Here is a 17,010-nt window from a genome sequence, read left to right on the forward strand (position 1 = left end):
CAGCTGCGCAACGCTATCGCCGGGCTGTTATTCCCGGGCGAGGCGCGCCGAGCACCTGCTCCAGATCAGCCGCGACGCGGAGCAGGAGATCGTCGCGGTGGTGCGGAGCGACGAGCTGGACCGCGCATGGCAGGCCGTCCGGGCTGAGACCGGTGGGGACGCTGATCGCGGGATTGCCGGTGTCGTTGAACGGCGCGGTGAAGGCGATCGGGATCGTCCGCCGCTGGACGTCAGGGCCTTCCGCGGGCCAGGCGGTGGTCGGGGTGGTCGGGGTGAGGAGCAGGTCGCAACGGTCGAAGAGTCCGGCGGCCCAGCGGTCGAGCTGCCCGCGGTGTTCCCAGTAGCGCGAGAGTTCTGCTGTGGTGACGGAACTTCCGTGGTCGAGGAGGTCCGCGAACCAGGGCTCGAACCGGTCGCGGTGCGCGGAGAACTCCTCGGCGACCGCGGCGAACCGCTGGTAGGCAAGGACTTTCTGGCGCAGCTGGACGGCGGCCGGGAAGTCTTGAGCGTGCGGATGGGCGATTTCGTCCTCCACGACGTCATGGCCGAGTTCTCGCAGGACCTCGATCGTGCGGTCGAGCGCGTGCAGCACCGCCGGTTCGGGCTCGGCGACGCCGAGGGTGCGGTGGACGACGATCCGCAGCGCGGGCGGCCGCTGCTCCAGTCCGTCGACATAGGACTCCACTGGACACGGGAGGGAGTACGGATCTGCCGGGTCGAACCCCGCGGCGAGATCCAGGTGCAGCGCGGCGTCGCGCACCGTGCGGGTCATCGGCGTGAGACAGCTGTGCTGCGTCCAGGACGGAATCGCGGCCGGGCCGTGGGGAATGCGGCCGCGGGTCGGCTTGAACCCGACGATGCCGCAGAGCGCGGCGGGGATCCGGGTGGAACCGCCGCCGTCGCCTGCCGTGGCGAGGGAAACCAGTCCGGCGGAGACGGCCGCGGCGGCCCCGCCGCTCGAACCGCCCGGCGACTTGTCGAAATTCCACGGGTTTCGGGTGATGCCAAAGGCTTCGTTGTGGGTCGCGATCGCGGCTCCCATCGGGGGAGCGTTAGTCTTGCCGATCACGATGGCCCCCGCCGCGCGCAGCCGGGCGACGTGGACGCTGTCGGAGGCGGCGGGCGGAGCGTCGCGGAAAGCTTTGGTCCCTCGGGTGGTGGGGAAACCCTCGGCGTCTTCGAGGTCTTTGACCGCGATCGGAAGTCCGGCGAGCGGCCCGGGCTCGGCTCCGTGCGCGAGCCGGTCGGTCAGCGCCGTCGCCTCGTCGAGCGCGCGTTGGGGGTCGAGCGACACGACCGCGTTGAGGTCACCGTTGATCGACGCCACGCGGTCCAATGTGTGGCGCATGAGTTCGAGCGGCGAGAGTTCGCGAGCGCGGATCATTGCGGCGAGTTCGGTCGCGGTGGCGAAGGACAGGTCGGTCACGCGTGCTCCTGAGCCGGGCTGGTCGCTGGGCGGATGTTGGACGCTGGGGAAAGGCCGATGCGCGCGGCGTCGCGTTGCGGTCGGATGGCGAAAGCGGCGTAAGCGCCAGTCAGCACCATGATGGCGGCTCCGACGGCGAAAGCGGCCGGATAGCCGTAGTGGTCGATGAGGCTGCCGGTGACCGCGGGCGCGATGATCCCGGGAAGCGTGCTGATCGCGACAGCCAGCCCGAAAACCGTGCCCCGCTGCCGGACGGGCACGAGTTCGCCTGCCGTCAGGTACCCAAGAGGATAGGCGAGGCTGCCCGCCGCGAACGCGATCATGATCAGCACGACGCGCAGGCCGTCCGACGTCGTGAGGGGGAACAACGCCATACAGACGCCGGCGAGCGCGACCGCGATCCCTTGCGTGGCACCGCGGGCCCACCGGCTCGAGACCCCGCGCCGGACGAGCCGGCCGGTCGCCGGGACGACGGTGAGGATGAGCACGATGCTCAGCGCGGCGTGCAGGCTGATCACCGTCGCCGAGGTCTTCGGGCCGAATCCGGCTTCGGTTTGCAGGTACGCGGGCAGCCAGGACGAGCCGAGCGCCAGCGACCAGTAAGCGCCGAAAGCACTGGCGAACCCGCCGAAAACCGTGCCGTTGAGCAGTAATTTGCGGTACGGGACACGTGCTGGTTCGGTGTTCGTGGCAGCCGCCGTCGGTGCGGCGTACGGCCCGTCGTGCCCGATCGGCAGCCACACGAGCGCCCAAAGTCCGGCGACCACCGCGAGAACGACGAACGCGGCCCGCCATCCGTAATCGGTGATGATCCAGGTGAGCAGCGGCGCGGCGACGAAGATGCCGGCCGAGCCGCCGGTGAGCTGCAGCGCGGTGGGCAAACTGCGGCGCTCGTCGGGAAACCATTTGTACAGTGCGTGCATGCTCATTCCGGACGCCGGGCCTTCGGCGGCGCCGAGCAGGACGCGGCTGGCGAACAGCGTCGGCACCGCGGCGAACACGAGCACCGGCACCTGCGCGACGGCCCAGCACACCGCCAGCGCGAACAGGATCCAGCGGCTGGCGACCTTCGCGGAAAGCAGTCCGGCGGCGAGACTGGTGATGCTGAACAGCAGGTAAAAACTGCTCGCCAGCAGGCCGTAGGTGCTGTTGGACAGGTGCAATTCGCGCATGATCGGCACCGCGGCGAGCCCGAGCACCGCCTTGTCCGCGAAGTTGATGACCATGAAGACCGCGATGAGCGCGGTGACCGCCCAGGCCCGGCGGCGGATCGACCGGGGCGCATCCGGGGACGGCGGCGCTGCGAAAGGCATGATCGGCTCCTTTGCCGGAATCAGATGACGCCGTCGCGGCGGAGGGTCGCGAGGTCGTCGTCGCGCAAGTCGAGCAGCTGGCGGAGAACGTCGTCGGTGTGCGCGCCGAGGCTGGGCCCGAGCGAGCTGATGCGTCCCGGGGTGGCACTCAGCCGGGGGATCGGCGCGGCCATGGAAACCGTGCCGTGCTCCGGGTCCTCGACGTCGACGATGGTGCCGCGCTCGCGGTAGTGGACGTCCGCGGCGATGTCGGCGATCGTCATGATCGGCGAGGACGGGATGCCCGCGTCGTTGAACACCCGCGTCGCCTCGTCCGCCGGCTGCTCGGCGACCCAGCCGGCGATGATCGCGTACAGCTCGTCGGCGTGCTCGGTGCGAGCGGCGCGGGTGGCGAACCGCGGATCGGCGGCCAGTTCCGGCCGGCCGATCACCGCGGCGAGCCGGCGGAACAACGGGTCGGTGCCGGCGTGGACGGAAATCCGCCGTCCGTCGGCGGTGTCGAAATCGCTGGCGGGCACCACGTGCGGATTGCGGTTGCCCATCCGACGGCGCACCCGGCCGTTCGCCGAGAAGTCGAGCAGCGCGTCCTCGACCGCGCGGAACCCGGCCTCGTACAGGCCCAGATCCACGACCTGGCCGTTGCCTCCGTTGACGTCCCGCTCGTACAAGGCGACCATCGCCGCGAAAGCGGAAAGGTACGCGCCCATGTAGTCGATCACCGCGTAGCCGGACCGGACCGGAGCCCGCCCGGGTTCGCCGCTGACGTCGGTCAACCCGGCGAAGGCGCTGGCGATCCGGTCGAACGCGCCCCGGTCGCGGTAGGGGCCGGACAAGCCGTAGCCGGTCAGGTACACCAGCACCGCGCGGGGATTGAGCGCCTGCAGCGTTTCAGGGTCGAGGCCCCACTTCTCGAGCGTCGGCGGGCGGTAATTGGTGATCACGACGTCGAAGTGCGGCACCATCCGGCGCACGAGGTCCTGTCCGGCGGGCTGGCGCAGATCCACCGTGACCGACTTCTTGTTGCGGCCCTCCTGCAGCCACTGCAACGACCGGCCGCCCCGCTCGGCGGCCCGGCCGCGAGTGAAATCGCCGCGGCCCGGTTCCTCCACCTTCACCACCTCGGCGCCGAAATCGCCGAGGAACGTGGCCGTCACCGGCGCGGCCAGCACCGTCGCCACGTCCAGCACCCGCACGCCCCGCAACGGCAGTTCTGCTTCCACCACAACTCCCAACGAAGTGTTATTAACGAAACGTTGGTAACGAACCGTATAGAGTGGCCCGAGGCACAACAAGGCGTACTGACGAGTAACTTACGAGGGGACGGCGTGACCGAGCAGCCGAGCACCGCACCAACCCGACGCCGGCGGCGCAGCCGCGAGGAGACCAAGGCCGATCTGCTCGCCGCCGCCCTGCGACTCCTTCGCCGCGACGGCGTGCTCGCGGGAATCAACCTCCGCGAGGTCGCCAAGGAGGCGGGCGTCAACCACGGGCAGATCTACGTGTACTTCGGCAGCCGCCAGGCACTGTTGCGCGCGGCGATCGCCCAGATGCTCGAACAAGACCGCCTTGACCCGAGCACACACTGGGAACAGCCCTTCGCTGAACGACGGCGAGCGATGTGGCACTGGGCGCTCCGGCAGCCGGACCTGGTCAAACTCGAAGCGCTGCTCGCCCTCGACGAGGACCCCGAACTCACCCCGTTCCCGGCGCTGGACCTCACCCGCCGCGCCCTGGAACGAGACAAGAGCGACGGCAGCCTCCCCGCCGACGCCGACGGAGAAGTCATGCACGCCATGACTGCCGCCGCCTACTTCGGCTACTGCATCTTCCGCACGGCGTTCGCCCGGGACCTCGATGTGCCGCCGGAGGAACTCGACGCCCGGGCAGCCCGGGTCTACGACCAGATGGTGTCGGCGCTGGCCTCTCAGAAACCGGAGGGGTGAGCGGAAAGCCAGTCGGCGTGCCGGCGTTTCAGCTCGTCGCGTTCGCTGGTCGTGGGCAGCAGGACGTCGGCACCTCCGTCGTACGGATGGTGCACGCGGTCAAACGACAAGCTGGCGATCATCACGTGGGCGGCGACCTCGTCGGCAACGGCGCGGAGCAGGCGGTCCACCAGCCCGGTACGCCAACGTCGGCGGCCCGCGTAGAGTTGGGTGTAGACGATGAATTCCGGGTCGGTCTCGCTCTCGTTCGCGCGCACAGTCGCCCAATGCTGGGCACCCGGATTCCAGAGCGCGTGTCGCTCGGACAACTCCGGGGGCTCGGACGACCCTGACCAGTCGGCGGTGACGATCCAGACCTCCTGCCCGCCGAACAATTCGTCCAGAACCGTGTTGTAGCGGTCGAGCACGATTTCGTACTCGGCGTCGGTGCCGGGATAGCGCTGGGATTCAGGCAGGCTGTGGAAACGCACCCATCGGTCGGGGTAGGCGTGCTTCAGGCCGTCGGCCAGCGGACGGCACTGGGGCCACTGCTCCCGCCACAACGCGGACAGCTTCACGCGGGCTCGTCGACTTGAGGCTCGCTGGCCCCGATCAGGCCGAGAATCGGCGCGGGCACGGGATAAACCCGCTCGACCGGCAGTTCCTCCCGAGCGGCGTCGAGACGGCCATCGCTGACCTGGCGGTGGACCCGCTCCGCGAACGAGGTGATGTCCGTGATCTTGGTGATCCACTGGTCGAGATAGCGGTCGACAGCCTCGCCGGACAGTCCGATCTGGATGGCGCGCCGGTTGAGCGGCGCGAGTGTCACCGATCGGTCCGGATCCCACTGAATCCGCACCGGACTGGCATTTTTGCGCTCAGCCCACTGCTGCTGGCTCGCGTAGGTCCCGGATTCGTAGCTGCTGAGGGCAGCGTGCGCGAGCGCCCATTCGAAGCCGTCCCGGGTGAGCTGGATTTCCAGGATCCGTTCCTGCCCCGGTTTGGCCGCCCACCCGGCCCGGTACATCATCCACAGGAATGAAGGCTTGATCCAGGTCATCCGCTCGCGCTTGAACGGAGCCGCGAACGTCTGCGCTTCGACTGCCGCGCCGGCGATTTGCGGTGAGTACGCCTGATAGACGGTGATGGTGTGGTCAGTGAAACTGGCCCGCACGTCACGGCGCGGCATGCTTGGCGCGTCATGTTTCGTCGGTGAGCGGTCGGGGGTGAGCTGGCCGGACACGTGCTTGCCTCCGTGGTCGTCAAGTGAGGCTGATTGTGCCTGCTCGCAACGATTGTGTCGCTTGCATTTCGGCTCTCGCGCGACTCCTCCGTGTAACGGATTCGCCGCAGCGACGACCTGTTGTTGTCGGAAGAGGAGGTTCGATGACGGACGCGGTGACTGACGAAGTCGCGGCGAGTGATGCTGCGACGTTCCAAGTTCCCGGAACTGCGGTGCTCGCCATTGGCGGGGGAGACAACGGCGTGGAGTCGCTCGCCGTGTGGCACGTCAGCGCGGTGGGTGCGCTGACGGGAGCCTGGGTCTCGCCGGTCTCGGAGGTGTTCGGTGCTCGCTCGGCGGCACGGCGCGTTCTGTCGTTCCTCGAACGCCGCGCTGTCGCCGACGTGTATCCGGAGACAGTGCCGGGCTGGTTGGAGCAGTTGACCGCGGCGGCGGATCTTCCGGAGCGGAACGGCTGGTGGAAACGCCAGGAATTCTCGCCGGTCGAAGCGTTCGGGGAGATCGTCGAGCGTCGGCGGAGGTACGCGGGCACCGTCGAAGAGGAACGTGCGCGGAACAAGGCGATTACCGATCTGGAGTGGGTGCACGAACTGTCGGACGGCGTTGAGGTCGGCAGCTTCGAGGAGCTGCGGCGGATTGCCGGGGTGCGCACCGCGGAGGGGAACCCTGTCGTGTCGGAGGCGCTGACGATCGCGCGGACGTTGAGGTGGGTGGCGTCGGTGTGGGCTGAGACTGAGAAGGCGAAGAACCGCCGTCGTTATGTGCGGGAGGCGCACGGCGAGGTGGAACCCTTGCCGCCGAGCTGGCTGAGCGCGGTGCAGGTCGCGAGTGCGACGAGGTTGCCGCTGTGAAGGCCGTGCACGGTTACGCCGTCATCGACACCGAGACCACCGGAATCCTCACCGGCGGATGGCAGCACCGGATCGCGGAGATCGCCGTCGTCCACGTCAGCCCGGACGGCACGATCACCGGCGAATGGTCGACCTTGGTCAATCCGGAGCGTGATCTGGGCCCGCAGAACGTGCATGGCATCCGCGCCGTCGACGCGCGGCGCGCCCCGTTGTTCGGCGAGGTGGCCGGCGATCTCGTGGCGCGGTTGCGCGGACGAGTCGCCGTCGCGCACAACTGGTCGTTCGACGCCAGGCACCTTCGGTCCGAGTTCGAACGCCTCGGCATCGAGACGCCGTTCGAATCCTCGTCGGGCCTGTGCACAATGCGCGCGGCCGGCCGGATCCGCCTGGGTTCTCGGCGCTCTCTGGCCGACTGCTGCGCGGCGGCAGGCGTGCCCGAACGTTCCTGGCACAGCGCGCGTGACGACGCACTGGCAGCGGCCGAACTGCTGGGGTACTTCATCCGCTGTGCGCCGGACGCGGTGACGCTCACCGAAGCGCAGGTGGGTGCCGCGTTCTGGGACTGGCCGCGGATTCCGGTTGGCACCGCGGCTGCGGTGAGGCGCAGCGAACCAGGACACGTGGAACCGCATTTTCTCGCACGGCTGGTAGAGCGGATGCCGCGCGACGAGGAACCTGTCGCCGACGCGTATCTGGCCATGCTCGACGCGGCGCTGCTCGACCGGGACATCTCCTCGACAGAGGGGGACATGCTCGTCGATCTCGCGCATGATCTCGGCCTGGGCCGCAACGAATTGGTCGCACTGCATTTGAGCTATATGCGCGATCTTGCCCGGGAAGCATGGGCCGACGAGATGGTCACCGACGAGGAACGACACGACCTGCTCACCGTCGCGACGCTTCTCGCGCTCGATCACGTGGTGGTGGACCAAATCCTGGACGAGGAACGCGCGGCGGCCTCTTCCGTTGCGCCTTCCGGCGGCAGACTCGGCGGGCTGGCGCTGAGACCAGGAGACAAGGTGGTGTTGACCGGGAGCATGGCGCGGGGGCGCGAAGAGATCATCGCGCAGGCAGCAGCCGCAGGCGTGAGAGTGACCGGGAGCGTCAGCCGGCAGACTCGCGTGGTGGTGGCGGCGGACCCGGACTCGCTGTCGGGCAAGGCACGCAAGGCGCGTGAACTCGGCGTTCCGGTGGTGTCGGAAGAGGCGTTCCTGACAGTCCTCGACCGGTTGGCGGAGCCGGTTTCAGCACCGGTCGTGACGATTGACGATCTGCTCGACCGCTGAGGCGGAGGTCTTGCGCCCGGGCGACCCAGGCGCAAGCTGCGTTCCGCCCGAGGAACATCGTCGTGGACGGCGAAGTTGTGTTGCCGCACTGCCCCGTCATCGATCCAGCGCGATTTCGACACCGAGCCCTTTGCTCACCACACGCCGCAGCACCAACGCCGCCGTAGCGATGTCCTGGACCGCCACCCCTACCGAGTTGAACAGGGTGATCTCACTTTCCCTAGTGCGTCCGGGACAGACTCCTGCCAGCACTTCCCCCAGTTCAGTCGCCAGGTGCTCCTTGCTGATGACGCCCTCGTGCAGCGCGGTGAGCGTGGCACCCGACTCGGTCAACGCGGTATGCCTGCTGTCCACGACGACGCGGGCGCGCCGCAGGCATTCCGCGTCGATTTCGCGGTGGCGAGGGCGGGGCGGCGCGCCGACCACGTTCAGATGCTGGCCCGCGCGCAGCCAGGTTCCGTGCACGATCGGGTCCACTGACGGGGTGAGCGTGCACACCACGTCGGCGGCCTGAACTGCTTCGGCAGGGGTGTCCGCCAAGCGAATTTCACACCCGGAACCAGCTGTCTCGTCCCGGAACGCCTGTGCGGTCGCGGGATTGCGGCTCCAGACCACCACCGTCCTGATCGGACGGACGCAGGAAATGGCCGCCAGGTGCGCTCGCGCCAGTGCACCGGCCCCGATCAAGCCCAGCACTGAGCTGTCCGGATTGGACAGTGCTCTGGTCGCTACTGCTGAAGCCGCCGCGGTGCGGTAGCGGGTGATGACCGCACCGTCCAGCAGGGCTTCGGCGCGGCCGGTCGCGCTGTCGAGCAGAGTGATCGTCGACTGCTGGCGCGGCCTGCCTGCCGCCGGATTTCCCGGCAGGTCGGCCAGCAGTTTGACGCCCCCGGCACCGTCCACTGTGGCCGTCATCGGGACGAGAAGCCCGTCGTTGCCGGGGATCGGCGCGCACGAGCGGCCGGGCTGGGTGGCTCCGCCGCGCACGAGCTGGCGGTGCGCGTCCTCGACGGCGTCGATCACCTCGCGCAGGTCGAGCACTGCCTCGACATCCGAACGCGTCACGATGCGAACCATGTCTGCCTCACCGTTCGCCGGTCGCCGGAACCGGCTGGACTGGTTTCCTCGCCGGCGAAAGGATTTCGCGCGCCCGGCGGACGATCGGGATCTCGTGGTCGACCGGTTTGCCCGCATAGAGTGCGGACAAGCCCGCCGCGACCGCCGCGTTCACCGCGGCCGCGATCAGTCCGCTGTTGACGACTCCGCCGACCGGAGCCTTGCTGAAGTACAAGAACGCCACGGTGACGCAGCCCGCGATCAGCCCGACAGCCAGCGGGACCGCGCGCAGCTTGCGGAAGAACAGCACGCCGAGCCAGGCCGGCACCAGTTGCGCGGTCAGCGACAGCGCCAGGTTGAGGAACGTCAGCATGATCGAGGACGCGAACGTCGTCAGCGCCGCCGTGCCGACCAGGAACGCCGCCATGATCGGCTTGAGCCTGCCCTGCGCGGCCGCTTGCGAGCGCTTCGGCAGGATGTTGCGGGTGAGCACGCCGCTGAACATCAGCGCGTTGCCCGCCAGCACCAGCACTCCGGCCAGCCCGGCTCCCGCCGCGACGAGGCCCACGATCCAGTCCGGCGCGAGTTCGCGGGTCACCTCGAGAAAGACCGAATCGGCGTTGTGCAGGCCGGGCCTGGTCTGCAGGCCGTAATAGGCGGCGAAGACCAGCAACGGGTACATCAGCATGTACAACGGCATCCAGATCACGGACTTCTTCACCCCGGCCTCGGACCGCGCGGAGAACAGGAACTGCGCGGGAAGCGTGAGGTAGAACTGCAAGGACTGCATGAGAATCGTGGTCATCGCGAAGACCAGCCCGGCGCCGCCGACGGTGGCCAGCCGCGGCGCCGTTTCGACCACGGCGAAAACTCCGGGCACGCCCTTCGCCGCGATCACCGCCGCGATGCCGGCGAGCATGATGCCCAGCAGCATGAACACGTCTTTGACGATCGCGACGAACGCGGTCGAACGCATGCCCGACGCGGCGACGTAGACGAACGCGATGACCCCCGCTCCGACGATCGCCTCCAGGCGGGTGACCGGGATGCCCAGCCCGGTGAGGACCGTCTGCAGCCCGATGAACTGGAAGATCGCCCACGGCACCAGCGCCAGCACGAACGAGACCGCGGTGAGCCGTTCCAGCAGCCGGTTGCGGTAGTGGCCGTACATGACGTCGGCGACGGTGACCGCGTCGTACGCCTTGCCCGCGCGCCACACGAGCGGCGCGAGGAAGTAGCCGAGGACGTAGCCCGCCAGGATGTAGCCGATGAACCAGATCCCGTAGGAGGCGCCTTTGGCGTAGATGCCGCCCGGGAAGCCGAGCATGGTGCCGATGCTGTAGATCTCGCCCACAGCGAGGAAAAAGATCAACCGGCTCGGCAACGCCCTCCCGGCGACCAGCGTGGCGACCGCGCCCTTGCCGGTCCCGCCGCGGCGAGCGGCCAGCGCCACCCCGATCGACAACGCCATGACGACGGCGAATACCGCTGCGATCATTCTTCTCCGCCTTCCACTCGCCGGTACTGCGCACGATCGAAGAACCGCCACGACGCCCACAGGCAGAGCGTCGTCAGCGGCAGCCAAGCGAACAGCCACGCGAACACCAGTGGTATGCCGAACACGGTGGCGGTGCTCTGACTGCAGAGCGGCACGCCGACGAAGATCGCCAGCCCGGGCAGGCCGAGGGCGATCACGAGAGACCAGCGACTTCCGAGCATGAGACCTCCTGAAGCCTGGGACGGCACCCGCCGGGACGACAGCGGCCGGGTCGGTTGCCCGGCTCCGGATGCGGTGTCCCGGAGGCAATTTGGTATACCAGAACTACGGTAAGAGGGCGGCGAGGTCCAGCGACAGGTCCAGTTGTGAGCCAGATCTCAGTGCCAGATGGTAGGCCTGACTGAGCGTCGCGGGCTCGGGCGCGCCTCCGCGCCGACCGTGTGAATGCTCGGCGGCCGTCCGAATATTCCGATTCCCGAAATGCTGCCGCGAGAGTACGGTCCCTCGTCGTCCCAGCCCTCCGGAAGGCTCCTGATGCTCGAAGAAGATTTCGTGCGCGATCTGCGAAAGCTGGCGCACGAGACCGGGCTGGAGGGGGACTCGTTCGAAAGCGGCCATGCTCGCTGGCGCGTATATTCCGCCGCCCTGCGGATTCCTGGCAGAGCCGACCAACTGATCTCAGCGCTCGGCCATGAGCCAGACGAGGCAATCGCTGTTTCGGTTGCCTTGAAGTGCATCGAGGAGCTTCCCGAGCCGCTTCGCGAGATGGTAGCGAGCGCGCTTCCTGTTGGTAATTCACAAGAGTTCGTAAGAGCGCGCATGGCGGACCTGTCGGTTCTCGATGCGCTCGTTTCACGGCCTGGTGATCAGGTGGAGCCAGCTTCGATGGAGCGCTGGTCGCCGTGGCTGCAGCTGCGGGCCGCGACCTCTTCCTCTCGGCAGCAAGTGCTCGAGTACCTGGCTTCTTCAGGGCGCACGAAACGAATCAGACGGATGGCACTAGCTCGATCGAAGGAATTGAGCAGTTGAGACCAGTGCCGATCGCGCTGATGCTTCAGTCTCCCGCAGCCTGGCGGTAGCCGACGAGACGCAGTGCGTGATCGTCGTACGCGTACGCCAGCGCGTCCTCCGCGAGGTCGCCGTCCTCCCGGTACCAGACGGAAATGCCCATTCCCATGTCGAGAACCGCGTAAGACGTCAGCTTCGGCGAGCGCGTGTGGAACACCCCGGCCGCGGCGCCTTCTTCGATCAGTTCGCGGAATCCATTCTCGTAGCGGGTTCGCTGTGCCACCACCTGGTCATGCGGTTCCGGTTCCAGGTTACGGATTTCTCGCGTTCCCACGAAGGCTTCGAGCCGTCGTCGGGCGTGGAAGCGCACGTGGGCGTCCACCGCGCGGCGGAAGCGGTCTACTACGTCGTCGGTGCTTGCGGTCGCCTGGTCGAAGCCGTTCTGCAGGTCGCGCATCGTGGCGGTCATGATTTCGGCCAGCAGGTGCTGTTTCGAGGGCACGTGCTTGTAGATGCTGGGGCCGCGGATCCCGACGGCGGACCCGATGTCGGCCATCGTCGTCGCGAGGTAACCGCGTTCGGCGAACAGGGCGAGCGCCGCGTCCCGGATCTGGTCGATCCGCTCTTCGGAGCTCATGCTGCCGGGTAGGCGCGCAGGCCCGCCGCGACCAGTTCGGGGACGGCTTGCCCGACGGTGTCGAACCCGTCGCCGACGGTCTGCCCGGCCAGGTGCCGGGCGTGGATTCCTTCGGCGATCACCGCGATCTTGAAGTATCCGAGCGCCAGGTGGAAGTCCAGATCGGACAGATCGCGGCCGGATTCGCGTGCGTAGTACTGCGCCTGGGTTTCCCAGGACGGCAGGCGGTCGTCGGTGGACGCGGCGCCGCCCGGAAGGACCGGGGCGAAGGCCGGATCGCGGTACACGAGGCTCAGCGCCAGGTCGGCTAGCGGGTCGCCGAGCGTGGCCATTTCCCAGTCGACGACTGCCCGGACCTCGGCTGGGCGGCCGGTGCCGAGGATGGCGTTGTCGATGCGGAAGTCGCCGTGGACGATGGCGGCGCCGGACTCGGCGGGCACCGCGGCGGAGAGGCGGGCGTGCAGCGTCTGAAGGTCGTCGAGTTCGCGGGTCGCGACCCGTCGCCACTGGTCGGCCCAGCGGTCGACCTGACGCCGGAGATACCCGGCTGGCCTGCCCAGCCCGCCCAGGCCGACCTCGGCGTAGGGCACGGCGTGCAGCCGGGCCATGGTCGTCATCAGCGTCTCCGCGATTTCGGCGAGTTCGGCGTCGCTGAGCGGGTTCAGGTCGGCCGCGGTGCGCAGTACCGGACCGTCCACATGCGACACGATGGAGAACGGCGTACCAAGCACCGCTGGATCTTCGCACAGGGCAACCGTCCGGGCGACGGGGACGGCGGTGTTCTGCAGGGCGTCGACAACCCGGTACTCGCGACCCATGTCGTGCGCGGACGGCATCAAGCCGCCCAACGGCGGGCGGCGCAGCACCCATCGCACGCCGTCTGCGCGCAGCAGATACGTGAGGTTGGAACGGCCGCCGGACAGCAGTTCCGCTTCCACCGGGCTGGTGAAGCCGGGGACTGTGCGTCGCAGGTATGCCTCGAGCGCGGGTACGTCGAGGCCGACGGGCGAATCAGGCATCCGCGGCCGTCCTCGCCTGCTTGGCCGCGCGCTTGGCGATCGCCCAGCGGTGGGTCTCGGACGGGCCGTCGTAGATCCGGAACGGCCGGACCTCCCGCAGGAACCGGGACAGTGGCACATCGCCGGAAACGCCCAGCGAACCGCAGAGTTGCAGCGCGCGGTCGACCGTCCGGTACACCGCCTCGGCGGTGAAGGTCTTGGCGATCGAGACCGATTGCGCCGACGGCTGGTCCAGGTCGAGTTCCCAGCACGCGCGCAGGATCAGCGCGCGGGCCGCGGCGATGTCGATCTCGTTGTCGGCGATCATCTGCTGCGCCATGCCCAGTTCGGCCAGCCGGGAACCGAACAGCCGCCGTTCGTTGGCGCGCTCCAGCGCGATGTCCTGTGCCCGGCGGGCGATCCCGAGCCACCGCATGCAATGCGTGAGCCGGGCCGGGCCGAGCCGCACCTGCGCGTACTCGAAGCCCCGGTCGACCTCGCCGAGCACGGCGTCGTCCGGAACGAAGCAGTCGTCGAAGACGAGTTCGCAATGCCCGCCGTACAGCGACTCGTCGAGAGTCTCGATGTGACGCACCATCCGCATGCCGGGGTTGTCCGCGTCGACGAAGAACATCGTCGCGCCTCCGCGGTCGCCGGGCGCGCCGGACGTCCGGGCCATGCAGATGGCATAAGCGGCACCATCAGCGCCGGTGATAAACCATTTGCGGCCGTTGAGGACCCAGCCGCCCGCCGCCCGCGCCGCGTGGGTGGTCAGCGCGGCAGGATCCGCGCCCGCGCCCGGCGCCGGTTCGGTCATCGCGAAACACGACCGGACCGCGCCGGTCGCCAGCGGGCGGAGGTACCGCTCCCGCTGCTCCGGAGAGGCGATCCGCTCCAGCATGTGCATGTTGCCCTCGTCCGGCGCGGCGATGTTGAGCGCCAGCGGCCCGAGCAGGGAGTAACCGGCTTCCTCGAACACCGGGGCCCGTCCGCGCATGTCCAGCCCGTGGCCGCCGTACTCGGCGCTGACGTGCGGCGCGAAAACCTCGGCGTCCTTGGCGGCCTGCTGCAGCTTGCCGCGCACGGCTTCGCCCTCGTCGCCGGTCAGGACGCCGCTGGACGCTTTCTCCGCGTCGAGGACGGTGTCCTTGACCAGCCGCCTGGTCCGGTCCGCTAGAGCGAGCACCTCGGGGTCCTGCGCGAAATCGACGGCCATGCGGTCCTCCTGGCTAATTGAGATTAGCTGAGCGAGATCTAGGACGTTAGTTGTCCGTCAGTGTAAGGCTAACGTACATTAGCTGCTCGCGGCGCCCGTCGCGAGGAAGGCGAAGGAGAGTGGCGTGATGTCGGTACTGGACCTGTTCCGGCTGGACAGCAAAGTCGCGGTGGTCACGGGGGCGAGTTCCGGGCTGGGCGCCGGATTCGCGCTCGCGTTGGCCGACGCGGGCGCGGACCTGGTCCTCGCCGCGCGCCGGACCGAACTCCTCGACCGGACGCGCGCCGCGGTGGCCGAACGGGGCAGGCGAGCGCTGGCCGTGGCGACCGACGTGCGCGACCCGCGTCAGTGCGACCGGCTCGTGGAGGCCGCGCTGGCCGAGTTCGGGCAGGTCGACGTGCTGGTCAACAACGCGGGCATCGGCACCGCGGTACCCGCGCTGCGCGAAGAACCGGACGAGTTCCGCAAGGTCATCGACGTCAACCTGAACGGCGCCTACTGGATGGCCCAGGCGTGCGGCCGCGCGATGGGACCGGGGTCGAGCATCGTGAACGTCGCCAGCGTGCTGGGGCTGATCAAATCCTATGTCCCGCAAGCCGCGTACGCCGCGAGCAAGGCCGGGCTCCTCGGCCTGACCCGCGACCTGGCCCAGCAGTGGTCCGGCCGCAAGGGAATTCGCGTCAACGCGCTCGCGCCGGGCTATTTCCAGAGCGAGATGACCGCGGAAGTGCCGAGCGAGGGTCTGGCGGAGTTCATCCGCTCCACGAGCCCGCTCGCCCGGATGGGAGAACAACACGAACTGGACGCGGCGATGCTGTTCCTCGCGTCACCGGCGTCCGGCTACGTCACCGGCACGACACTCGCGGTCGACGGCGGAATGTCCATGCACTGACTGCGTCGCGGGGCGACCAGTCGGCGTGCGTACTGGACGCAGCACTCGGCTGTGGGTGTTCCAGGGGCGGCTGACCGCGGATACGTCCGTCTACTGTGGACGGACCTGCCCGGTGGCCGAGGTGCCTGCGGAGATGGCACGCCACGCCCGATGCGGCGGTCCGGGTCCTCCGCTCGCGGACAAGTCAGCCGCGAATTGGTTCTTCGAGGTTCGGCGCATGCGGACAGAGCGCCTTCACCGCCGCCGGCCTCATCAGCCTCGGGCGGGTCTCGACGATATCGGCGTGGCAGGCCGCGCCTTGTGTGAAGGGCGGGCACAATCTCGATGGTGATCACGGAGACTTCCTCGTCGTCAAGGAGCCCGGATCGCAACCGCGCAGCACTGAAGCTGGGTGGGGCAAGATAATCGCGACACGTTGAACCAGCAGGCTAAGGGAGTCTGAGCACCAGATGCCGCACCGCACCGTCCGACTCGCCACCGCTGCCGTCGCCACGATCGGCTTGCTCGCCGCCTCCGCCTGCGGCGGTGAGACCGGCGGGACCGGAGGAACTGCTCAGCCGCCGGCCAGCAGCCCGGCCGACAGCGGCGGCTCGGGGCCCAAGGTTCCGGCCCCTCTGCCTACCAAGGACTTGCTCGCCGATCCGTGCAGCGTGCTCAACGCCGCGGAGGCAGCACAGGTCGGTCTCAAGTATCCCGGCGAGAAGAGCTCCGGCGTGTTGAACGGGTGCCGCTGGACTTCCTCCGGAAGCAACCTGAACTTCGTCAACAACACGCCGATCGAGCAGAACAAGCGCGGGATCAGCGACATCTACGACCAGAAGGCCAAGCAGGCCTACTTCGAACCCACCACGGTCAACGGCTACCCGGCCGTCTTCGCCGGTACCGAGGACAGCCGCTCGAACGGCATCTGCACCCTCTGGGTCGGCGTCACCGACCAGCTCGCCGTCTCGGTCCTGCCGAACATCAGCATGGGTTCGAACAAGAAGGACCCCTGCAGCATCGCGAAGAAGTTCGCCACCGCGATGATCGGACATCTCCAGGGGGCGTCGTGATCGTCACTCGACCTCTGGGCGGGCTCAGGCGGGAAGCTCAGCGTGTCTTGTCCCTGTCGTGGTCGGAGGGGATCCAGCGGTTACGCCTTCCGCTCGGCGGCGTCCGGCTTCTGGTGGCCCCGATGCGCTGATTCGACCAGCCCGATCCAGTGCTGTTACGCGCTGGGCGGCTTCGGGTACGAGGAGCGCGGATACCTGCGTTCGCCTCCGCTGATGCTCGAGCGGGGAAGCTGGCTCTTGTCGTCGGAGCGGGCTGGCCCAATGTGGTTGGCGGCTAGGCGGCTTCGTCCGTTGCGGTGGTCTTTGTGGACGGTCGGTGCGACGGCGTTACCGGCTGGCGGGCGAGGTCGATGCCGAGGGTGAGTTGCCCGGGTGACCGGCGGACTCTGGTCGGTTGGGCCGGCACCTCGGCGGCGCGCTGGTTCTCGGCAGGTCGCGGTGTGCTCGCGGTCAGTGATCGTGGGTGACGGGCGAGATAGTGGAGTTTGCGGAGGTGTCGCTGGACGAGCCCGGCGCGGCGCGCTTCCTCGAAGAGAACTCGGGCTGCTCGGTTCCGCGTTCGTCGGCTGGGACTGGGACGGTCGGACATGGGGATTCCTGGCGTGGGTGAGC

The 17,010-nt window shown here is 68.5% G+C and carries 17 protein-coding genes; 6 read left to right on the top strand and 11 right to left on the bottom strand.

All coding sequences use genetic code 11. The features are described 5' to 3' along the window. Nucleotides 1-13 precede the first annotated feature (13 nt). Genes FKO37_RS17055 through FKO37_RS17065 form a run of 3 tightly spaced genes read right to left on the bottom strand, consistent with a single transcriptional unit; the run spans nt 14 to nt 3,959 of the window. On the bottom strand, nt 14-1,426 hold the full coding sequence (locus FKO37_RS17055) for an amidase (protein ID WP_238605016.1): 1,413 nt from the start codon (nt 1,424-1,426) through the stop codon (nt 14-16). Further along, complete coding sequence (locus FKO37_RS17060; protein ID WP_238605018.1) at nt 1,423-2,739, bottom strand: MFS transporter; 1,317 nt, start codon at nt 2,737-2,739, stop codon at nt 1,423-1,425. Before FKO37_RS17060 ends, FKO37_RS17055 begins: the two co-directional genes overlap by 4 nt. A 20-nt stretch (nt 2,740-2,759) precedes the next feature. Next, nucleotides 2,760-3,959, bottom strand: a complete 1,200-nt coding sequence (locus tag FKO37_RS17065; RefSeq protein ID WP_238605020.1) for a CaiB/BaiF CoA-transferase family protein — start codon at nt 3,957-3,959, stop codon at nt 2,760-2,762. A 105-nt stretch (nt 3,960-4,064) separates the two neighbouring features. Here FKO37_RS17065 and FKO37_RS17070 point away from each other — a divergent pair, with 105 nt between their 5' ends. After that, on the top strand, nt 4,065-4,682 hold the full coding sequence (locus FKO37_RS17070) for a TetR/AcrR family transcriptional regulator (RefSeq protein WP_238605022.1): 618 nt from the start codon (nt 4,065-4,067) through the stop codon (nt 4,680-4,682). On the opposite strand, the gene FKO37_RS17075 is transcribed toward FKO37_RS17070, so the two are convergent. Together FKO37_RS17075 and FKO37_RS17080 are read right to left on the bottom strand one after the other, a co-directional pair. Further along, nucleotides 4,664-5,239, bottom strand: coding sequence for a hypothetical protein (locus tag FKO37_RS17075; RefSeq protein ID WP_238605024.1), 576 nt, complete (start codon nt 5,237-5,239; stop codon nt 4,664-4,666). The genes FKO37_RS17070 and FKO37_RS17075 overlap by 19 nt on opposite strands. Further along, entirely contained in the window at nt 5,236-5,850 is a 615-nt protein-coding gene (locus tag FKO37_RS17080; RefSeq protein ID WP_238605025.1) for a DUF4291 domain-containing protein, read from the bottom strand. Before FKO37_RS17080 ends, FKO37_RS17075 begins: the two co-directional genes overlap by 4 nt. Nucleotides 5,851-6,047: 197 nt before the next feature. On the opposite strand from FKO37_RS17080, the gene FKO37_RS17085 reads away from it, so the two are divergent. Both FKO37_RS17085 and FKO37_RS17090 read left to right on the top strand, forming a co-directional pair. After that, nucleotides 6,048-6,755 (top strand): DUF6218 family protein, encoded by a 708-nt coding sequence (locus FKO37_RS17085; RefSeq protein WP_238605026.1) that lies wholly within the window; start codon nt 6,048-6,050, stop codon nt 6,753-6,755. After that, nucleotides 6,752-8,041 carry an exonuclease domain-containing protein gene (locus tag FKO37_RS17090; RefSeq protein ID WP_238605027.1) on the top strand — a complete coding sequence of 430 codons (1,290 nt, stop codon included), beginning with the start codon at nt 6,752-6,754 and terminating at the stop codon, nt 8,039-8,041. The genes FKO37_RS17085 and FKO37_RS17090 overlap by 4 nt, the downstream gene beginning before the upstream one ends. Nucleotides 8,042-8,137: 96 nt before the next feature. Here the strand turns inward: FKO37_RS17090 and FKO37_RS17095 are convergent, their stop codons facing one another. Genes FKO37_RS17095 through FKO37_RS17105 form a run of 3 tightly spaced genes read right to left on the bottom strand, consistent with a single transcriptional unit; the run spans nt 8,138 to nt 10,816 of the window. Next, the gene (locus FKO37_RS17095) at nt 8,138-9,106 is read right to left on the bottom strand and encodes an ornithine cyclodeaminase family protein (RefSeq protein WP_238605028.1); all 969 of its coding nucleotides are present in this window, start codon (nt 9,104-9,106) and stop codon (nt 8,138-8,140) included. Nucleotides 9,107-9,125: 19 nt separating this feature from the next. After that, on the bottom strand, nt 9,126-10,595 hold the full coding sequence (locus FKO37_RS17100; protein ID WP_238605029.1) for a sodium:solute symporter: 1,470 nt from the start codon (nt 10,593-10,595) through the stop codon (nt 9,126-9,128). Beyond that, nucleotides 10,592-10,816, bottom strand: coding sequence for a DUF3311 domain-containing protein (locus FKO37_RS17105; RefSeq protein WP_037814089.1), 225 nt, complete (start codon nt 10,814-10,816; stop codon nt 10,592-10,594). Before FKO37_RS17105 ends, FKO37_RS17100 begins: the two co-directional genes overlap by 4 nt. Nucleotides 10,817-11,129: 313 nt before the next feature. On the opposite strand from FKO37_RS17105, the gene FKO37_RS17110 reads away from it, so the two are divergent. After that, nucleotides 11,130-11,624, top strand: a complete 495-nt coding sequence (locus FKO37_RS17110; RefSeq protein ID WP_238605031.1) for a hypothetical protein — start codon at nt 11,130-11,132, stop codon at nt 11,622-11,624. Between the two features lie 25 nt (nt 11,625-11,649). On the opposite strand, the gene FKO37_RS17115 is transcribed toward FKO37_RS17110, so the two are convergent. Genes FKO37_RS17115 through FKO37_RS17125 form a run of 3 tightly spaced genes read right to left on the bottom strand, consistent with a single transcriptional unit; the run spans nt 11,650 to nt 14,454 of the window. Continuing rightward, nucleotides 11,650-12,240, bottom strand: a complete 591-nt coding sequence (locus FKO37_RS17115; RefSeq protein WP_238605032.1) for a TetR/AcrR family transcriptional regulator — start codon at nt 12,238-12,240, stop codon at nt 11,650-11,652. Beyond that, the gene (locus FKO37_RS17120) at nt 12,237-13,259 is read right to left on the bottom strand and encodes a phosphotransferase family protein (RefSeq protein WP_238605034.1); all 1,023 of its coding nucleotides are present in this window, start codon (nt 13,257-13,259) and stop codon (nt 12,237-12,239) included. Before FKO37_RS17120 ends, FKO37_RS17115 begins: the two co-directional genes overlap by 4 nt. Next, entirely contained in the window at nt 13,252-14,454 is a 1,203-nt protein-coding gene (locus FKO37_RS17125; RefSeq protein WP_238605035.1) for an acyl-CoA dehydrogenase family protein, read from the bottom strand. Before FKO37_RS17125 ends, FKO37_RS17120 begins: the two co-directional genes overlap by 8 nt. A gap of 127 nt (nt 14,455-14,581) precedes the next feature. On the opposite strand from FKO37_RS17125, the gene FKO37_RS17130 reads away from it, so the two are divergent. Beyond that, a complete protein-coding gene (locus FKO37_RS17130; RefSeq protein ID WP_238608278.1) occupies nt 14,582-15,346 on the top strand; it encodes an SDR family NAD(P)-dependent oxidoreductase in 765 nt (254 codons plus the stop codon). A 449-nt stretch (nt 15,347-15,795) separates the two neighbouring features. Then, nucleotides 15,796-16,398 carry a DUF3558 domain-containing protein gene (locus FKO37_RS17135; protein WP_043831439.1) on the top strand — a complete coding sequence of 201 codons (603 nt, stop codon included), beginning with the start codon at nt 15,796-15,798 and terminating at the stop codon, nt 16,396-16,398. Nucleotides 16,399-17,010 lie beyond the last annotated feature (612 nt).

It is taken from the genome of Amycolatopsis sp. Poz14 (assembly GCF_006704225.1).
GTDB lineage: Bacteria > Actinomycetota > Actinomycetes > Mycobacteriales > Pseudonocardiaceae > Amycolatopsis > Amycolatopsis nivea.